This window comes from Sphingomonas sp. Ant H11 (genome assembly GCF_000797515.1).
Classification (GTDB): Bacteria; Pseudomonadota; Alphaproteobacteria; order Sphingomonadales; family Sphingomonadaceae; genus Sphingomonas.
Map to the genome: position 1 here is coordinate 1 of NZ_JSBN01000121.1, position 19,070 is coordinate 19,070.

11 protein-coding genes and 2 pseudogenes are annotated in these 19,070 nt (G+C 62.3%); 7 read left to right on the forward strand and 6 right to left on the reverse strand.

Translation table 11 applies throughout. The features are described from left to right. Nucleotides 1–594, forward strand: a pseudogene (locus NW75_RS18670) (TonB-dependent receptor); the annotation flags it as partial. A gap of 278 nt (nt 595–872) precedes the next feature. Next, nucleotides 873–3,401 (forward strand): TonB-dependent receptor, encoded by a 2,529-nt coding sequence (locus tag NW75_RS18675; RefSeq protein WP_231565318.1) that lies wholly within the window; start codon nt 873–875, stop codon nt 3,399–3,401. A 52-nt stretch (nt 3,402–3,453) separates the two neighbouring features. Here the strand turns inward: NW75_RS18675 and NW75_RS18680 are convergent, their stop codons facing one another. Further along, nucleotides 3,454–4,233: a response regulator gene (locus NW75_RS18680; RefSeq protein ID WP_010407892.1), complete on the reverse strand. Its 780-nt coding sequence runs from the start codon at nt 4,231–4,233 to the stop codon at nt 3,454–3,456. A 186-nt stretch (nt 4,234–4,419) separates the two neighbouring features. Between NW75_RS18680 and NW75_RS18685 the strand changes: the two genes are divergently transcribed. Together NW75_RS18685 and NW75_RS18690 are read left to right on the forward strand one after the other, a co-directional pair. After that, a complete protein-coding gene (locus tag NW75_RS18685; RefSeq protein WP_033966777.1) occupies nt 4,420–5,139 on the forward strand; it encodes a response regulator in 720 nt (239 codons plus the stop codon). Further along, on the forward strand, nt 5,136–6,485 hold the full coding sequence (locus NW75_RS18690; RefSeq protein WP_033966780.1) for an ATP-binding protein: 1,350 nt from the start codon (nt 5,136–5,138) through the stop codon (nt 6,483–6,485). Before NW75_RS18685 ends, NW75_RS18690 begins: the two co-directional genes overlap by 4 nt. A gap of 98 nt (nt 6,486–6,583) precedes the next feature. On the opposite strand, the gene NW75_RS18695 is transcribed toward NW75_RS18690, so the two are convergent. Then, nucleotides 6,584–6,889 carry a hypothetical protein gene (locus NW75_RS18695; protein WP_231565319.1) on the reverse strand — a complete coding sequence of 102 codons (306 nt, stop codon included), beginning with the start codon at nt 6,887–6,889 and terminating at the stop codon, nt 6,584–6,586. A gap of 244 nt (nt 6,890–7,133) precedes the next feature. Between NW75_RS18695 and bamA the strand changes: the two are divergent. Then, nucleotides 7,134–9,714: pseudogene (gene bamA, locus NW75_RS18700) on the forward strand (outer membrane protein assembly factor BamA). A gap of 51 nt (nt 9,715–9,765) precedes the next feature. Here the strand turns inward: bamA and NW75_RS18705 are convergent. After that, nucleotides 9,766–12,573 (reverse strand): TonB-dependent receptor, encoded by a 2,808-nt coding sequence (locus NW75_RS18705; protein ID WP_033966781.1) that lies wholly within the window; start codon nt 12,571–12,573, stop codon nt 9,766–9,768. Between the two features lie 306 nt (nt 12,574–12,879). On the opposite strand from NW75_RS18705, the gene NW75_RS18710 reads away from it, so the two are divergent. Both NW75_RS18710 and NW75_RS18715 read left to right on the forward strand, forming a co-directional pair. Beyond that, entirely contained in the window at nt 12,880–13,560 is a 681-nt protein-coding gene (locus tag NW75_RS18710; protein WP_033966782.1) for a response regulator transcription factor, read from the forward strand. Then, a complete protein-coding gene (locus tag NW75_RS18715) occupies nt 13,553–14,887 on the forward strand; it encodes a sensor histidine kinase (RefSeq protein WP_033966783.1) in 1,335 nt (444 codons plus the stop codon). The genes NW75_RS18710 and NW75_RS18715 overlap by 8 nt, the downstream gene beginning before the upstream one ends. Here the strand turns inward: NW75_RS18715 and NW75_RS25385 are convergent. The 3 genes from NW75_RS25385 to NW75_RS18730 form a co-directional block, all read right to left on the reverse strand. Then, entirely contained in the window at nt 14,884–15,579 is a 696-nt protein-coding gene (locus NW75_RS25385) for a phosphatase PAP2 family protein (protein WP_171010493.1), read from the reverse strand. The genes NW75_RS18715 and NW75_RS25385 overlap by 4 nt on opposite strands. Further along, nucleotides 15,579–17,888 carry a TonB-dependent receptor gene (locus NW75_RS18725; protein WP_033966785.1) on the reverse strand — a complete coding sequence of 770 codons (2,310 nt, stop codon included), beginning with the start codon at nt 17,886–17,888 and terminating at the stop codon, nt 15,579–15,581. The genes NW75_RS25385 and NW75_RS18725 overlap by 1 nt, the downstream gene beginning before the upstream one ends. A 118-nt stretch (nt 17,889–18,006) precedes the next feature. Then, a partial coding sequence (locus NW75_RS18730; protein ID WP_156143073.1) for a patatin-like phospholipase family protein occupies nt 18,007–19,070 on the reverse strand: 1,064 nt, incomplete at its 5' end.

Below are 19,070 nucleotides of genomic sequence, written 5' to 3' on the forward strand. Positions count from 1 at the left end.
CCACCCGAGGGAATGGGTCCGCCGCCCGATGGCATGGGACCGCCCCCTGGGGGCTTTGGCGGCCCCGGCGGCCCTGGAGGTCCGGGAGGGCCGGGCGGCCCTGGTGGCGGCGGCGGTGACAACAGTCTGCGCCTGCAATTCTCGGCCTTCCATAGCTGGTACTTCCGCGACCGGCTGGTGCTGCGTGACGACAGCGCGACGATCGACTTGCTCGACGGCGGGTCGACCGGCACCGGCGGTCAGCCGCGCCACGCGGTGCAAGTCGACGCCGGTATCATCGACAATGGCGTTGGGCTGCGCCTGAGCGGCAACTGGAAGAGTGCGACGACGGTCACCACCACCGCAGACGCGGCCGGATCGCTGCATTTCTCGGCGCTGGCGACCTTCGATCTGCGGATCTTCGCCAATCTTGAACAACGCTTTCCGGGTCAAGCCTGGGCGCGGGCAACGCGGGTCAGCCTGGCGATCGGCAATATGCTCGACACCCGCCAGACCGTTCGCGACGCAAATGGGGCCACGCCGCTGCTGTACCAGCCGGACCTACTCGATCCGCTTGGTCGCACCGTCAGCCTGTCGCTGCGCCGTCTGTTCTGACGCTCCCGGACCGCAAAATCCGCGGGGCAAAATCTTCTTCAACAACTACAAGCAACGTATCGGTAAATTCTACAAGGCTTGTAACATTACGAAACAATCTGTGTCTATAATAATACCATCCGTCGGATAACTTTCTATAAAAATCTTCGAAATAGCCATTGTTATCTAACCTTCATAAGAACTCTTCACCGAATTATTGACAGCGAACGATACAACGTTCCGCTGCGCAGTTCAAAAAAGGGAAGACAATGCGCAAAGCTCTTATGTATAGTGCTGCTATGGCGGGGCTCAGCTTGCCGACGCTCGCAGCAGCCCAATCGACCGGGTCGATCGATGCCGAAACCGACATCGTCGTCAGTGGCAAACGCGCGACGGGCATTAACGGCATCGAAATTCCCGACACGCCCAAGGCAAAGGCGGTGCTGACGCAGGACTTCATCGCCCACCGCGTTCCGGGCCAGTCGATCCTCGACACGATCAACCAGATCCCCGGCGTCAATTTCACCAATAGCGATCCCTATGGTGCGTCGGGCGGGCAGCTCCGCATTCGCGGCTTCGACGGCGCGCGCGTGTCGCTGACCTTCGACGGCATTCCGCTCAACGATTCCGGCAATTACGCGATCTATTCAAACCAGCAGCTCGACCCCGAATTGATCGAGCAGGTCAACGTCAATTTCGGCACCACCGATGTCGATTCGCCGACCGCGAGCGCATCGGGCGGCACGGTCAACTATCGCTCGCTCACCCCAACCGACAAGATGGGCGCAACCGCGATCTATTCGCACGGCACCTATGACATGAACCGCGTGTTCGGCCTGTTCAACACGGGTGTATTCACCGCGTTCGGGACCAAGGCGTGGTTCTCGGCGAGCAAGGAAACATACGACCAGTATCGCGGCTATGGCAGCCTCGACAAAAAGCAGTTCAACGGGAAACTGTACCAACCGCTGGGCAGCAATGGCGACTTCATCTCGATCGCGGGCCATTACAACGAGAATCGCAACAGTTCGTACAGCAACCCGTCGCTGTCCAATATCCGTTCGGTGCTGGGCACCTCGGTCGTGCCGTCGACGATCAGCCCCTCCAACCCCTACACGCTGTCGCTCAGCAAGAGCCAGTATGACGCGCTGTATAACAACACCTCCTCCGCCTTCCTGTACGATGCGAGTTGCTCACTTCCCTCGGCAAGCGGCGTCAACGGCACCAGCCAGAGCGACAAATCGGCCTGCTCGAACGTGGCCGCGACCGCGATCAACCCGTCCAATACCGGCAACGTGCGGATCAACTCGCGCATCACGCTGACGCCCAAGCTGACGCTGACCTTCGACGGTGCCTATAGCTTCACGCGCGCCAATGGCGGCGGGTCTTCGGTGCTGGCCGAAAGCAACGCCAATGCCACCAACGCTGGCGGGACTGCGGCGGCTTCGGGTATCTATAGCTATCAGTTCCAGCGCTTGGGCGCGGGCACGGCGAGCGGGGTCGACATTAACGGCGATGGCGACACGCTGGATTATGTGCGGGTCTATTCGCCCTCGAACACGCGGACGCAGCGCTTCACCGCGATTGCCAATTTGCGATACGAGTTCGACGCCGACAATGCGGTGCGCTTCGCCTATACGTGGGACCGCGCACGCCATCGCCAGACCGGCGAAATGAGCCTGCTCGATGCGACCGGCCAGCCCTATAATGTGTTCAGCGCGATCGACGGCGTGAGCGATTATGCCGTGGTCGATGCGGCCGGCAACGTGCTGCAGAAGCGCAACCGGCTGTCTTATGCGATCCTGCATCAGCTTTCGGGCGAATATCGCGGGTCGTTTCTGAACGAGAAGCTGAAGGTCGCGCTGGGCGTGCGTGCGCCGTTCTTCCGCCGCAACCTGACCAATTATTGCTACACCATCCCCGGCAGCACCAGCGATGCCTATTGCACGTCGCAGACCGCGGCGCAGGTAGCCGCCAATGCAACCACGGCGACCTATGGCCTGCCGTACAACAACCGGGTGAAGACCTATAATGCGGTGCTGCCCAATATCGGCCTGACCTACGCGATCACCCCGCACCTCAGCACCTTTGCCAGCTATTCCAAGGGTTTTTCGGCACCGCGCACCGACAATCTGTATGCCTTTGACGATGTGAAGATCAAACCGACCGGTGCGGTGAAGCCCGAAAAGACCGACACGGTCGACCTTGGCCTGCGCTACACCACCGCCTTGATCCAGGCGCAGGTGGCGGGCTGGTACACCTATTACGACAATCGCATCATCTCGACCACGACCGAGCTCGAGGGTGGCGGCACGCTGACCACCGATCGCAACGTCGGCGCGGTAAAGAGCAAGGGCGTGGATGCCAGCATCGGCATCGCCCCCGTGCAGCATCTGTCGATCTATGGCTTCGGCTCGTTCATCGATGCGCGGTTGCAAAGCGATGTCATCAACCCGAGCACCAGTCTCGTCACCGCCAACACTGCCGGCAAATTCGTCGTCGAGACGCCGAAATGGCAATATGGCGGGCGCGTGCAAGTCGATTTCGACCCGATCGCAATCGGGCTGCAGGTCAAGCATGTCGGCCGCCGCTATGCGACCGACGTCAACGACGTGATCGCCCCCGGATACACCACGGTCGATCTCGACGCGCGGATCGGGCTGAAACAGCTTGGGCTGCCGCAGACCTATTTCCAGCTCAACGTCGCCAACCTGTTCAACGAACGCTATTTCAGCAATCTGACGACCGGCACCGACTCCACCAGCACGACGCGCTACACCTTCGGGTCGCCGCGCACCTTCGTGGCCTCGATCCACTTCGGCTTCTGATGCGGCGGCGGGGCGGATCGCACCGTGCGGCCCGCCCCGCATCTGCCTGGCTTCAGGCCACCCGCGCCTCCACACGCGGCAGAAACAAATACCCCCGGTTGCGCACCGTACGGATGATCTCGTCGCCGCCATTGACCGACAGCTTGCGCCGCAAGCGGCTGACATGGACGTCGATCGTGCGGTCATTGCAATGGGGATTATCCCGTCCGGTCAGATCCGCGAGATTTTCGCGCGAGTGGACGACTTGCGGATCGCGCAGAAAGATGGCGAGCATGCGATATTCGGTTTCGGTCACAGCGACGATTGCTCCGCCCGGCGCGGTGAGTTTGCGGCGGCGCGAATCGAAGGTCCAGCCGGCGAACGCGAAACAATCGGTCGGCGCGGGGGCTGCATGACCGACACTGATCGCCCCGCCGCGTGCCGCCGTCCCCGCGCGACGGCGCAAGACCGAGCGAATGCGCGCCATGATCTCGCGCGGCGTGGAGGGTTTCAGGACATAATCGTCGGCCCCCATCTCCAGCGCGACGATCCGGTCGATCTCGCTCGAGATGGCGGACAGCATGATGATGCCGGGCCCGTCGGCATCGTGCATCAGCGAGCGCAGGATCGAGAGCCCGTCCTCGCCCGGCATCATGATGTCGAGCACAATCAGGTCGCATTCGCGCCGCTCCAACCGGTCGCGCAGGGCAGCACCATTGGCGACGGCCTCGGCCCCGAAGCCGTTTTCGACGAGAAATTCGGTGAGCAGCTCGCGCACGCCGGGATCGTCATCGACGATGACGATTCGGGCTCCGCTTGTGCTGGAGATTGCAGTATTGGCGCTAACTGTCATGGTCGAGAAACTCCGAAAGGGAACACGCTGCGGCGACGAACTGCGCCCCGCGCATGGGCTGCGTTCTTTTCCGCCCTGTTTCCGGCCATGTCCCCCATGTTACAAAGCGAGGCCGCTGCGCATCCGCCCGCCCGAACATGCCCTGACGGACATATCCCGGACACATCGCAGTCGCACCGCCGCGCGATGACCCCGGCCACCCCGCCTCCGTCCGACGCGCCAACTTTGCTGATCGTCGATGACGACCATGCCATTCGCAACTTGTTGACCGAAAGCCTCGGCCAGCACGGCTATCGCGTGGAAACCGCAGCCAGCGCACAGGAAATGGACATGGCGCTTGCCCGCCACCCGATTGCGCTCATCCTGCTCGATATCATGATGCCGGGGGAGGACGGCATTTCCGCCTGCCGCCGCATCGCCTTGCGCGGCGGCCCCCCGATCGTGTTTCTCAGCGCCCTCGGCGATGAACCGGACCGGATCCTCGGCCTCGAAATCGGGGCCAGCCATTACCTCACCAAACCGTGCAGCGCGCGCGAAGTGCTGGCGACGGTGCGCGCGGCGCTGCGTGCCCGCGACGGTGCCGCCGAAGAACCGCGCCACTATCGCTTCCTCGATTGGCGGGTCGATTTCGCGGCGCGCGAGTTGATCGACGGCAGCGGCATGCTGGTCGATTTGACCGACGGCGAATTTTCGGTGCTGCGCGCTTTCGTCCGTCGCCCGCGCCGGGTGCTGACGCGCGATGCGCTGCTGGAGGATGCGCGCGGCCCCGATAGCGAGGCCTATGATCGCGCGATCGACGTGCAGGTCAGCCGCCTGCGCCGCAAATTGCGGGCGCGCGACGACGAGATCATCCGCACCATCCGCAACGAGGGCTATTATTTCGTCCCCAGCGTGACCCGCACATGACCGCCGACCGAACCGTCGACCTGCGGCGCTCCTGGCCGCTGTTCCTGCGCATCTTCAGCTTAATGCTGGGGACGGTGATCCTCGTCCAGTTGCTCAATTTCGGTGCGTTTCTGCTGATGCCGCCGCCCGCGCCCGTCATCTATACGACCAGCCGCATCGCGATGGTCGCGCAGTCCGGTCGTGATCCGACCAAGCGCCTGGCGATCGAGGAGACCGGCACCCCACCCGGACCGAGCCACGACGCCCGCGATCTGGCGCTGGGCCACCTGATCGCGACCGATCTGCACCTTCCCGAAACAGCAGTCGTCGTGCAATCCAATCAACGGATGGGGCCGACCATCATCGGTGCGTTTCACCCGCCCCCGCCGATGGGCATGGCAGACGAGCGTCGACGCCACCGCGCGATGGATGACGCATTGTTCGGCGATTTCAGGGTTTATGTTCAGCAGCCCGATGGTCGTTGGCATGTGATCACGCCGACCGACCGCATGCTGAGCCCATGGCGCATGCGCTTCGTCCTGTGGTTTGTGCTGGCGGCGGTCGGCATTGCCCCGCTGGCCTGGGCGATGTCGCGCCGGATCGCAAAGCCGATCGCGCTGTTCGCGGCGGCCGCCGATCGGCTCGGTCGCGATCCCCGCGCCGCACCGCTCACCTTGTCGGGCCCATCCGAAATCGCCGAAGCGGCGGCGAGCTTCAACCAGATGCAGGAACGCCTCAACCGCTATGTCGAGGATCGCACGACGTTGATCGCTGCAGTGGCGCACGATCTGCGCACCCCGCTGATGCGGCTGTCGCTACGTCTGGAAAAAGCCCCCGACGCGATCCGCCTCGCCGGGGAAGACGATATTCGCGAAATGAGCGAGCGGATCGGCGCGGCGATGGCCTTTGTCCGCGAAATGACCCGCCACGTCCGCCGCCAGCGGCTCGACTTGCGCTCGCTGGCCGAAAGTGTCGCGACCGACGCGGCCGATCGCGGCGGCGACGTTACGCTCCTGCCGGGACCAGCGATCAGCATGGAGGGCGACGCCCCGTCGCTAAAGGCGCTGCTCACCAATCTCGTGACCAACGCCGTGCATTATGGCGGCAGCGCACAGATCGCGCTGCGCCGCGAGCGCGATGTCGCGATCGTCGAAGTCAGCGACAACGGGCCGGGCATGGTGCCGTCGGACCTGGTCCGCGCGTTCGAACCGTTCTTCCGCGCGGAACGATCGCGCAATCGCGACACTGGCGGCACCGGCCTTGGCCTCGCCAGCGTGCGCGCGGTGGCCCGTGCGCATGGCGGCGAGGCCAAGGTCGAGAACCGACCGACCGGCGGGCTGCTCGCGCGGGTGACGCTGCCGGTCTGAGCAACCGCTCCGCGCGAGGCCCCGGTTCAGCGCAGCAAACGCCACCAATGCTGCGCGACGAACAACATTGCGCGCAGCATCATTGGAACGTCGCCCCGTCAGCCAGCACTTTTGGACGGGCTGAACCCCTGCTGCTCCAGGAACTGGTTGAGCCCGGTCACGAGTTCCAGCGCCGCCGTCGTGGTCAAGGCGACGCGCCCGACGACGACCCGCTCCAGCGCGGGCTGCGGACGACTATGATCGCAACGCGCGCTTTCCAGCGTCAGCACGATCACGCCATTGAGGTTGGCCAGCCCCGAATAGCCGGTCGCGAAAATCTCGGGCGCAAACGGGTTGTCGATATAGGGGGGCTGCTCGGGGAGCTGCGGCGGAGGAACGAGCGGACTCTTGATGGCAACAAACATGGCAAGCCTTTCACTACATGCGCGCCGGATGGGGACAGCGCGCAACGGTCTGGTGCGCTCCCCAAATGTCCATCAAATGTCCCGCACTTGGCGGCCCTGACATACGGCGACCCGCCAAGCGCGCCGATCGCCGCCGCGCGACCATATGTTTTGCGGCCGACGTATCGGCGCGCGTGTCGGCAAAATCCGAACATCCACCGGACACATCCCCTGCCTAGCCCCGCCGCTGGTTGGAGATGCACTGATGTTGTTTGTGTTGGGCGTTGGCCCGATCGTTATAGCTTCCGCTGGCGTCGCTGTTACGCCTCCCCCCCTCCAAACGCCGCCACCGCCACACCCTGCTGCGATAGCGCGCACGATCGCGTCGCTTCAGGTCGAGGGCGCACAGCGGTTCGAGGCGGAAACCGTGCTGTCCTACACCAAGCTGCGGGTCGGCCAGGCCTTCAGCAACGAAACGCTCGATCAGGCGATCAAGGACCTCTACGCCAGCGACCTGTTCGCCGACGTGTCGATCAGCGGTGCCGAAACCGGCGCGATCGTGCTGCGGGTGCGCGAAAACCCGATCATCAACCGCGTGCTGTTCGAGGGCAACAAACGGTTGAAGGAGGACAAGATCGCCAAGGAGGTAAAACTCGCCCCGCGCCAGATCTTCACCCGCACCGCCGTGCGCCAGGATGTTGCGCGGATCGTCGAGCTCTATCGCCGCCAGGGCCGCTTCGCCGCCGTGATCGAACCCAAGATGGTGTCGCTCGACCAGAACCGCGTCGATCTCGTCTTCGAAATCAGCGAGGGACCAAAATCGCAGGTCCGCCAGATCAATATCCTCGGCAATACCATCTTCCCCGACAGCAAGCTGCGCGAACAGATGGCAACCAAGGCCGTTCGCCTGAAGACCATGCTGAGTTCCAACACCAGCTACGATCAGGACCGGCTTGCCTATGACCAGCAGAAGCTTCGGCAATTTTACCTGACCGAGGGCTATGCCGACTTCAAGGTCATCTCTGCGGTGGCCGAGCTGACGCCGGACAAGAAGGACTTCATCATCACCTACGTGATCGAGGAGGGCAAACGCTACACATTCGGGGATGTGACCGTCGACAGCGACATTCGCGACTTCGATAACAAGCGTGTCGCCGCCAACCTCGGCATCACCAAGGGCGAGTGGTATAACGCAAAGCGCGTCGAAACCGCGGTGGACTCGCTTAGCGCCGCAGCCGGTGCGCTCGGCTACGCATTTGCCGACGTCAATCCCGATTTCCAGCGCGACAAGGACACGCTGACGATGGGGATCAATTTCCACATCGCCGAGGCCAAGCGCACCTTCGTCGAACGCGTCGATATCAACGGCAACACCCAGACGCAGGACAAGATCATCCGACGCGAGATCCGGCTGGCCGAAGGCGACGCCTTCAGCAATTTCCAGGTCAAGCGTTCGCAGGATCGCATCAATTCGCTCGGCTATTTCCAGGACAAGTTCGAGATCAAGCAGACCGAGGGCTCCGCGCCTGATCGGGTCGTGCTGACCGCCGACCTGCAGGAAAAATCGACCGGCGAGCTGTCGCTGTCGGCGGGCTATTCGAGCCTTGAGAAGTTCATCATCCAGGCGTCGATCACGCAACGCAATTTTCGCGGCAAGGGCCAGGAGTTGCGCGCGAGCGTGAGTTACTCGACCTATTCCAAATCGGTCGAACTGGGCTTTACCGAACCGTATCTGTTCAACACCAACATCGCGCTCGGCGGCGACATCTTCCGGCGCGACTATCGGTCGTACAACACGATCGGCGACAGCACGACGACCACGTACAAGCAGGTATCGACCGGGTTTCAGATCCGCGCAGGGCTCCCGCTCAACGAATATTGGACCGCGTCGGCCCGCTATGGCCTTAGCTACGAGCAAGTGTCGCTCGACCAGGCGACCTATTACACCAACGGCGTCTGCGACGTCGCGCTGGCGGGTTCCTATCTCTGCGACGCGATCGGCAATCGCTGGACATCCTCGATCGGCTATTCGTTCATTTTCGACAGCCTCAACAACCGCCTCCACCCGACCAAGCTCGCGCCTGTCGATCAGCCAGGACTTTGCCGGGGTGGGCGGCGACACGCGCTATCTGCGGTCGACCATCGTCGCGGCGAAATATTGGGGGCTGGGCTCGGGCTTCGTGCTCAACGCGCAGGCCGAAGGCGGCCATATCATGGGCATCGGGCAGGATGTGCGGCTGACCGACCGCTTCTTCCTGGGCGACCCGCAATTGCGCGGCTTCGACATTCGCGGGGTCGGGCCGCGTGTCATCCGCCAATATTATGACACGTCGACCGTCCCCGCGACGCTGACCGCAGCCAGCAACAACACCTCCGAAGCGCTTGGCGGCGACACCTATTATCGCGGACGCCTCGAACTCGAACTGCCGCTTGGCGCGGGGATGCGCGAAATGGGCCTGCGTCCGTCCATCTATGCCGATATCGGCGCGGTGTTCGGTGGCGTAAAGACCCCGACGCTGGCCGACAGTTGCGCCGCCGCGATCATCGCCGGTGTCGCCTGCACCACCTCGACCCGGCAATATACCAATAGCAGCGGCGCGTTGCTGTACCTCGATTCGAGCGGCAACACGACCACCACCAATACCGGTACGCCTTATACCTATGCGTTGAGCGCCTATCGCGAGAGCTATGCCGGCAACAGCCCCAAGCCGCGCGTCTCGATCGGCATTGGCGTCAACTGGAATTCCCCGTTCGGCCCGCTCCGCATCGATCTCGCCAAGGCGCTCCTCAAGCAAAGCGGCGACGATACCAAGCTGCTCACCTTCAACGTCGGCGGCCAATTCTAAAGCCGCAATACCAAACCGGAGCGCCCGTCACAGACGCTCCGGTCCGTTGCCTCAGAACTTCAGCGACACGCCGGTGAAGAACGCCCGGCCATACGGGTCATAGGTCGACGGATAGGTGTTCGCCTGCTGCTGATTGCTGCCCAGGATCGGCGGCTGGCGATCGAACAGGTTGTTAACGCCCAGCGTCCAGGTGAACTTCTTCATCACGTCGAACGACAGCGTCGTATCGACATAATGATAGGCCTTGATGTGATCGACCGAATAGCTTCCCGAGTCATCATCCACTGGCGACAGATAGCGATAGAGCACCGAGAACGTCACCGGCCCCGAGGTGAGCGTCGTGCGCGCCGATAGACGCCATTTCGCGTAAGGGTCGCCGCAATTGACGCCGAACTTGCCCGCGCAGCTGACGTTGAGATCGGGCAGCGACGCCACCGGATTGATGTCGAACGCCAGCAGACGCGTGCCGCTCAAGCGGAACGACAGGCTGCTATTCTCCGCGCCGATCTTGAGCGGCACCGAATAGCGCGCCTCAAAATCGATCCCGCGCGTCTTCGCCCCGCCGGTATTGGCCAGCAGGTTGACCGCGCCCGTGATCGCATAGCTGTTGGCATCACGCGGCAGCAGCGAACAATAGGAACTGTTATACGCGACATAGCCGTTCCCGGCATTGCCGTAGCAAGCCGTGATGATGTTCGCCGTGCCCGGGGTGGAGATATAGTTCGCGATGTTGATGCGATAATAATCGACGGTCAGCGAGAAGCGCTTCAGGAAGCGCGGCTGCAGCACCGCGCCGACCGTATAGGTATTGGCCGTTTCCTCGCGCAGATTGCTGTTGCCGCCGGTGACCGAGTCGATCTGCGATCCGTTGTTGAAATCCGTTCCGAGCGCGCTGGCCCCAACGCCCGTCGCCAGGCAGCTTGCCTTGAGGTTGGCGTTCTCGATCGCGGCCTTTAGCGTGCACGGGTCGGTTGCGGTCGGGAAATCCTGGGAGGTGCCGCTATACAGATTGGCCACGGTCGGTGCCCGCACCGCGCGCGAAAACTGCCCGCGCAGGCTGATGTCGCGGATCGGCGACCAGACGAGCCCGCCCGAGAAGGTGCTCACCGATTTGGCTGCGGTGGAATAATAGGAATAGCGATACGCGCCATTGGCAACCAGGCTGTGGATGAACGGCTTGTCCGCCAGCAGCGGCACTTCGATTTCACCGTATAGCTCTTTGACGTTGTATCCGCCCGACAAGCCCTGGCTGCCGTTAAACCCGACCACGTCCCCCGACGACAGCGCTGCATCGGGATTGTAGCTGCCATATTCGTCGCGATATTCGGTACCGATCGCAATCCCCGCCGGGCCTGCGCCAAGGTCGAACAGATTGTCGTTGGTAATCGCCGCGCTCGCCACCTTCTCGGTGATTTCGCTGACGTTGCGCGTGTCGATCGAAATGAAGGCTGCGGCCGCGCTGCTGATATTGCCCGCGCCATAAATGTTGAGCGGGACGCAGCCGTTGCTGGTATCCGAACAGACCAAATTGCCCGACGAATCATAGGTGGTCTTCAGCGCCTGCAACACACGCTTGCGCGATATGTTGCCGGTCTGCGTTTCGACCTGACGGGTGTGCGAATAGCTAAAATAGGCGTCATATTTCCAGTTGCCGGTAATCTCGCCTTTGGCACCGAACACGCCGCGATAGGCGGTGTTGTCGTCGCTCGAAATGCGATCGCCCACCTCGGTCATGCGGCGATAGATCGTCGCCGTCGTATAACCATCGCCATCGGTGTCCGCCGCCTTCAGCAACGCTTGCGAAGAGGATGAGAGGAACGACGAATCATTGTCGATCTGTACCGATCCGGTGAACGGCGTCGGTGCGAGCTGGTTCTTCACCTTGTTGTGGATGTACTGACCCTCGGCATAGAGCGTCAGGTGGTCGCTCACGTCATAATGCGCCTGGCCGCTGGTGAGAAAACGCTCCTGCGGCACCTGCAGATAGTTGTACGGCGCATAATTGTACGCGTCGGTCTTGGAGCTATAGGTCGAATAGCTGCCGTCGGTATTGAACTTGCGGCTGACGCCGCCAATGGCAAAGCGTGTGCCGGGAATCGAACCCGACCCCCCTGCGGAAAGGCCGCCCGCCCCATCATCGACCATGGCCTGATTCGAATAGCCGCGATCGCTCTGCAAAATCGGGTTACGCTTTGTGTAATCGACGTACAGCGTCACGTTGCCGCGACCGCCATCGAAATTGTGTCCGAGCAGCAGATTGACGTCGGCCGTCCCACCATCGCCCTGGCCGGTAATCCGATAATTGGCGTTGGCCTGGACGCCCGAGAAATTTTGCTTGAGGAGGAAATTAACCACACCCGAGACCGCGTCCGACCCATAGACCGCTGAACGTCCCCCGGTAACAAGATCGACCCGCTCGATCAGCCCGGTCGGGATGGTGTTTAGATCGACGATCTGGCTGGCGTCGTAGGAAATATAGCGTCGCCCATTGACGAGCACCAAGGTGCGCGTCGCGCCCAGTCCACGCAGGTCGGCCGTGGTCACGCCGCCACCGGGATTGTTCGAGGCAGCCGTGGTGCTCGGAACAAACTGCGGCAGATCCTTCAAGATGTTCTCAACGTTGATCTGGCCGCTCAGCGCGATCTCCTGGCTGGAAATGACCGAGATGGGCGATGCCTGCTGGAGTTCCGGGCGAGCAATGCGCGACCCGGTGACGACAATATCGACCGGGGCGTCGGCAGCGATCGCCTGATCCGTATTCGCCGCCGTCTCGGAACTTGTGCTTTGAGCTTGGGCGAACGCGGGCGTGACCACCGCCAAGGTGGTAGAAAGAAGTTTTGCAATGAGGGTGATGCGCATGGGCAAATCCAGACAAATCGGGTTGAACTCCGAATGACAAATTCGGATTTCACGAACGTCATCTGAATCTCATTGTCACATCAACAAGAAATGGCCGCATCGGACAATCAATGTCTCCTCGGTTACGTCAAAGTCACAATTTATTACATAATGTTTATCATTCTTTATTATTGTTTACATTCATTGCGACGACACGTAATTATTAAAATATTGAAGAATCGCGACCCCCTCGCAAAGCGCATATGCGGTAACGCACATTGGCATTTCACAAGCGCTTTGTCGGAGGCTTCGTATTAAAGAGCCCGCATGCACATTTTGCTCGCCGAAGACGACACCGAGACCGCGCGCTTTATCGCCGAGGGACTGACTGCGCTCGGTCACAAAGTGACGCAGGTCGCAACCGGGCCCCTGGCATTGCAGGCGGCGAGCGATGCCACCTTCGACGCAGTGATCCTGGACCGGATGTTACCAGGCCTGGACGGGCTGGAAGTGCTTCGCGACTTGCGCGCCATCCCGAACCGGGTCCCGGTATTGGTGCTGACCGCGCTGGGTGGCATTGCCGACCGCGTCGACGGGCTCGATGCCGGAGCCGACGATTATCTGGTCAAGCCCTTCGCCTTTGTCGAACTCGCCGCCAGGCTCAATGCGCTCGCACGACGCGTGCCCGGCCCCGAGCAGGCGACGCGGATCGAGGTTGGCGAAATCGCGCTCGATCTGCTGCGGCGCGAGGTAACGCGGTGCGGCAAGCCGGTACATCTCCAGCCGCGCGAATTTGCCCTGCTCGAACAGTTGATGCGCCATGCGGGGCGCGTGGTCACGCGAACGATGTTTCTGGAGCGCGTGTGGGGTTTTCATTTCGATCCACAAACCAACATCGTGGAAAGCCACCTCAGCCGCCTGCGCACGAAACTGCGCGAGGGCTTCGGCGGTGACGATCCGATCGAGACGATCCGCGGCTCCGGCTATCGGATGCGCGCCGATGCGTAGAGCCAAGGCAAGCGCGGCGTATCGTATTGCCTTTACCTATTCGACGGCGTTCACCCTTGCCATCCTGCTGCTCGGCATCGCGATTTACATTGCCGCAGACGCGCAATTTCGCCGCCAGCAGGACGCCGCGTTGGTCGACGAAGCGACCGCTCTCGCGCATGAATTCAATGAAGGCGACTTACCCGAAATCCGTCGCGCCATCGCCAGACGCGAAGGCGGCAACACCATCAACGTTTATGGCTATGCGATGTTCGATCGGAACGGCCACCGCGTCGGTGGCGGCTTGAACGCCCGAAAGCCGCCAGCCGGACTGCAGGACATCGTGTTTGTCGATCCGGTCGAGGGGGCCGATCGCGCGCGTGCCTATGCTACCGATCTGACCGGCGGCTTCCGCCTGGTCGTGGCGCGCGACAGCGAGAGCATGGACGGAATCGATCGCACTATCGTGCTGATCTTCGGCGGTGCGTTCGTTCTGGTCATCGGCCTTAGCGTCATCGGCGCCTTGTTGCTCGGCGGCTATCTCCAGCGGCGGCTCGATGGCATTAGCGGCGTCGCGCGCGCCATCATGGCGGGGGACATGGCACAGCGCGTGCCGATCTCCCAGCGTCGCGACGAATTCGATGCCGTTGGATCAGCGCTCAACACCATGCTCGACCGGATCGGGCAGTTGATGGACAATCTGCGCCAGGTATCCAGCGACGTGGCACATGACCTGCGCACGCCATTGCTGCGCCTGCGCAACCAGCTCGAACAGGTCGGCCGGGTTGAGGGGGCGGCGGAACGCGCGATCGAACAGGGCGATGCCGTGCTGGCGCTGTTCGCCGCCCTGCTGCGCATAGCCGAGGTCGAGGGCGGTGCGCTGGCGCGCGGCTTCGTCGTGACCGACCTGACGCTGCTGGTGACCGAAATCGCCGAAAGTTATGCGCCGGCCTTTGCCGATGGCGGGCGCACCCTCTGCTGGTCAATCGCACCCGGCATCAAAGTGTTGGGCGACCGCGAATTGATAGCGCAAGCCCTGATCAACCTGCTCGACAACGCGTTGTTGCACACACCGGCCCGCACGCAGGTGACCGTCTCGCTCGGCGGCGACGCGCACGCCGCGACGGTATCGGTCGCCGATACCGGGCCGGGAGTGCCGCCCGGCGACCATGCCCGTATCCTCAACCGTTTCGCGCGTGGGGAGGCCAGCCGCACTACGCCCGGCAACGGGCTCGGGCTCAGCCTGGTCGCGGCGGTGACGGCCGCGCATGGCGGCACCGTCGCGGTCACCGACAATGCACCGGGCTTGCGCGTAACCCTACGATTGCCACGCGTGAGCGCGGCTTAGCCTTTGGCGACGCCGGCGGTCACCAGTTCCTGGCGTGCAGCATCAAACGCCGCGCGAAATTCCGGCTTCGCCAGCAAGCGTTCGGCGATGAGCACCCCCAGCATTTGCCCCGCGCTCACATCGCTGCGGAAATGCTGTTCGCACACGATCCGGCTCTGGCCATAGCGTGCGGCACGCGCCAGCAGCGCGTCGGCCTTTTCGGGCACCAGTCGCGCCAGCGTTTCACCCATCGAAAACGCCATCGAGGTATGCCCGCTCGGATAGCTCGACAGCGGATCGTCATTGCGCTTGCAACTCTTCAGCGCGGGATCGACGATATAGGGGCGCGGGCGCTTGAAATGATCCTTTCCGCGATCGACCGCCGCCTTCTCGCTCGCGCGTACCTGCGCCAGCAGCGCGGCAGTCGCGGGCAGCCGGTCGAGATCGAATTTGGGGCCAAGCACGCCCGCGAAGATCGTCGCGTTCTTGGTATCGCCGTCGAGTCGGGCATCGGCTTCATCGACAGCCGTGCGCGCCGCGCCCGCCGCACGCAATTCGGCGAGTTCGGCCAGTGCCTGCAGGCTGTTGGCCGCTGGCGGCGGCGGGAGGACGAGCGCGGGATCGAGATCCCGCGCCTCGAGCAAGGGCACCACTTTGGGCGCGGGTGCCGCAGCGACGCAGAGCGCAACTGCGGCGAGAAGGGCCCGCTTCATCAGAAGGTGTAGGTGATCTGGCCGGTGATCGCGCGGCCTGGCTGGTAATAATATTGGTCGAAGTTGAGCGGGCTGACGACACCAATGCCAGCGGTGTTCTTGCCCGTCCCAATCTGCGTCACCTTTTGCGAATTGAGCAGGTCGGTGACGTCAACGCCAACACGGATGCGCCCGAAATCGTAGCTCGTGGCCAGATTGACCGTGTTGTACGGCGAAATGCGATAGGTATTGGCAAGGTCCGCATATTGCGGCCCAGTCCATTTATCGGTCAGCGAGAATTTGATCGGCCCGTTCTTGTAGAGCACACCGCCTGCTGCGGTGGACATCGGGGCCTTGCCGATGATCGTGCGCGGGACGACCTTGCCCGTCACCGGATCGGTATAGACGGTGGTTTTGGCATAGTTGCGCGAGGCGTTGGCGAACACGGCGAGGCCGTTGCCAAAGGCATAGGTCACCTGCCCCTCGACGCCCTTGTACAACGCGCCGCCGATGTTGGTGAAGATCGTGCCGAGCCCTTGACCCGACGTATCGGTATAGCTGTAGAATTTGTTGGTGAAGTTGATGACATAGACATCGGCGTCGAGCGACAGATGGCCGCCGTGGTACACCGCGCCCGCCTGATAGTTGGTCGACTTCTGCGGCACCGCATTCGAGAACGTTGTGTTGGCAACGTAGAGCTGACTCAGCGGCGGAGCGAGGAAGCCCTTGGCATATTGGCCATAAATCGAAAAATTGCTGGTCGGCTGATAATTGATCGTCACGAACGGCAAATCGGCGGTGTAGTCATTGGAATTGCGCTGCGCATAGCGCGTCGTTTGATTGTACAGCGCGTCGATCTTGCGGCCGAAATCAACATGCTTGAAGCCAGGCGTGATTTTCAGCCCCTCGATCGGGCGCAACTCAAGCTCGACGAATTCCTCGGTATGATTGCCGCGCGATTTCTGGTCGAACTTCACGTAGAGCGGTGTCGCCGCCCCCGGGTTGAGACCCGTAGCCGGTGCGATGACCGCTTTTTCGACATAGTTGAAGCCGCCGGTATTGAGATCGACGTCGGTCTGCTGGCGATAGGTGTGGCTGAATTCGAGCCATGCGCCGGCCGTGATCGTGGCGAACGATGCGAGATCGATCCGCACCTTGGCGATATCGCCAAAGACCCGATATTTGTTGGTCTTGGTGTAGCCCGGAATGTCACCGACAATCTTGGTTTTACCGTCCGATGCGATCGTATTGTAGACCGTGCCCGGAACGGTCGTCACGTCATTGGCCGAGAGCGTCTCGTTGTCATAATAATAAGTATACGTGCGGTTCTCGAACACTGCTCCGGGCGCGAGGTTCGCTTCCAGCTTGATGATTTCGAAATCCGTCGTCTTATCGGTATGATTGTAACCATAATATTGGGAGGACTTCGGATCGTTGTTCAACCCGTAATATTTACCATAAAGCGACTGTTGATACAGTGTCGAGCCGTCGCTGTCGGCCTGGTTGAAGCGGTTCTTGTTATAGGTCGCGATGAAGGTCAGCTTCACGTCCGGCCCAACCGGGACGACAACTTTGCCGAACAGATTGTAATTCTGGTACTTCGAATAGCTCGTACGTCCGTCACTATGGACGTACTGACCGCTGAACACCGCCTGCGCGCCATTGGCAAAGGTGCCGGTCTGCAACAGGCCCCGCGCAAGATAGGTGTTGAAGCTGCCATAGCTGCCGACGATCTGGCCGCCAAAGTCGTCGCGCGTTGCGCGGCTGAACAGGTTGAAGGTGCCGCCGAAAGTCGCCTGGCCGAGATTGCTGGCGTTGCCGGGGCCGCGATCGACGATCAGCGTTTCGATCGTGTTCGACGGGAAGAACGTGGTCGAATGGTGCGTCGGGTCGTTGGTGTCGCCGAACGGTACGCCATCATAGGTGACGTTATATTCGCCATCCTGGAAGCCGCGGAGCTGCGCCTTGGATTCGGACAGGCCGATGCCGTTATTGCCGCCGAAATTGGAAACACTCGGCGTGATCAGCGCGATCTGGTTGAAGTCGACCGTAGCGGGCAGCGAATCCTCGATGAACGAGCGCGACACGATCGCCTGTGGCTGCGTCGTCTTCAGCGATGCCGTGACCGGGGCGAGCTCATTGGCCTTGGTCGCGGTGACGACAATGTCGGAGCCTTCGGCGATATCCGTCTTGGGGGCGGGTTCGGCCCGCTGCTCCGCCGCAACGGCGGGCGCGGTTTCGGCAGCAGCGGCGGTGGCGCAAAACGAGGCGGCAAGCGCAAACGCGCTTACGCCGAGCAGGCGCGTGTGCGCCTCGGTGCGAATCGACATGATTTTTGTTTCCCCAACTCGGTGTCCGTCCCGGTGAGGGATGCGCTATGGATTAGCCATGACAGTTTCGTTGCAAGTTCGCGTCAATTTCGAGATTGAGAAATTGTAACGAAACGCGTCAACGGACTGAGAGTGGGCTGAGGCGCACTGCGCTCGGCTCCGCGCCCGGCGCGATCGGCGACAAGGCGCGCCACGGCGGCACCCGATCGGCGCGCGCCGCGCCAAACCGGGTAAGACACGCCATGAAGCTTGGCGAAAACATCGCGTCCTTTGGTTCCTTGACGCACGAGCCCGGCGGCCGATCGAACCCGTCGGCCGTCACCAACCTGATCGGCCCCGTCGGATCGGCCAGCCGCAAATCGGCAATCGACTGCACCTCCAACTGGTTGACCACGATCGCCTCGGCGCGAAGCGCATTGGTCAGCGCATCCGCCCCTTTTTGCGGCGATGCGTCGTCGGTCAGCACCGTCGGCCCGTTGCGCGCGACGTACAGCATCGGCGGCGCGGGCGGATTTGCCATGCCCAACGACTGCGCCATCACCGCCGCCGCGCGACCCTCGGCATAAGCCTGGGCAGCTATCCTCGTTTCGAACACCGATTGCCGCACACCCCCGTCATAATAGACGCGGTCGCCCACCTTCACCTGCTGGAAAAACACCGGCATTGCCGCCGAGGCGATCGCCGCGCCAGCGATGCACTGCTGGGCCTCCGCCTTGGGCAGGGTGCGCGCCATCATCTTGATCGGCGCATAATAGAAATCGCCGCTTTCGGCATCGACGAAGCCGATAAAGGCATCGGCGCTGGCATCGGAGGCCAGCGCATCGATCATCGGGCAGCCCTTTGCCGGGTCGCCATCGACACACAAAGCGGCGAGCACCTTGCGTTTCAGGGGAGCAAGCCCCGCGATCGACCCCGTAATCACCGCCTGCCATTGCGGGTTGCGATTTACGATATCGCTCTCGCTGCCCGGCGCATAGGCCTGGCGCAGCGCGGCAAACGCCTGATCGGTGCCGACCGCAAGAAACAGCGCCTGCAATCCGCCAGTGCTGACCCCGGTAATGGTGCGGGCGCGGGGAAACTGATCGGGATGGGCGCTGCGCAACCGGTCTAGAAAGCCGACGCCGAACGCCCCCCATTGCCCGCCGCCCGACAGCAGCAGCACGGCATCTCCCGGCGGCGCGG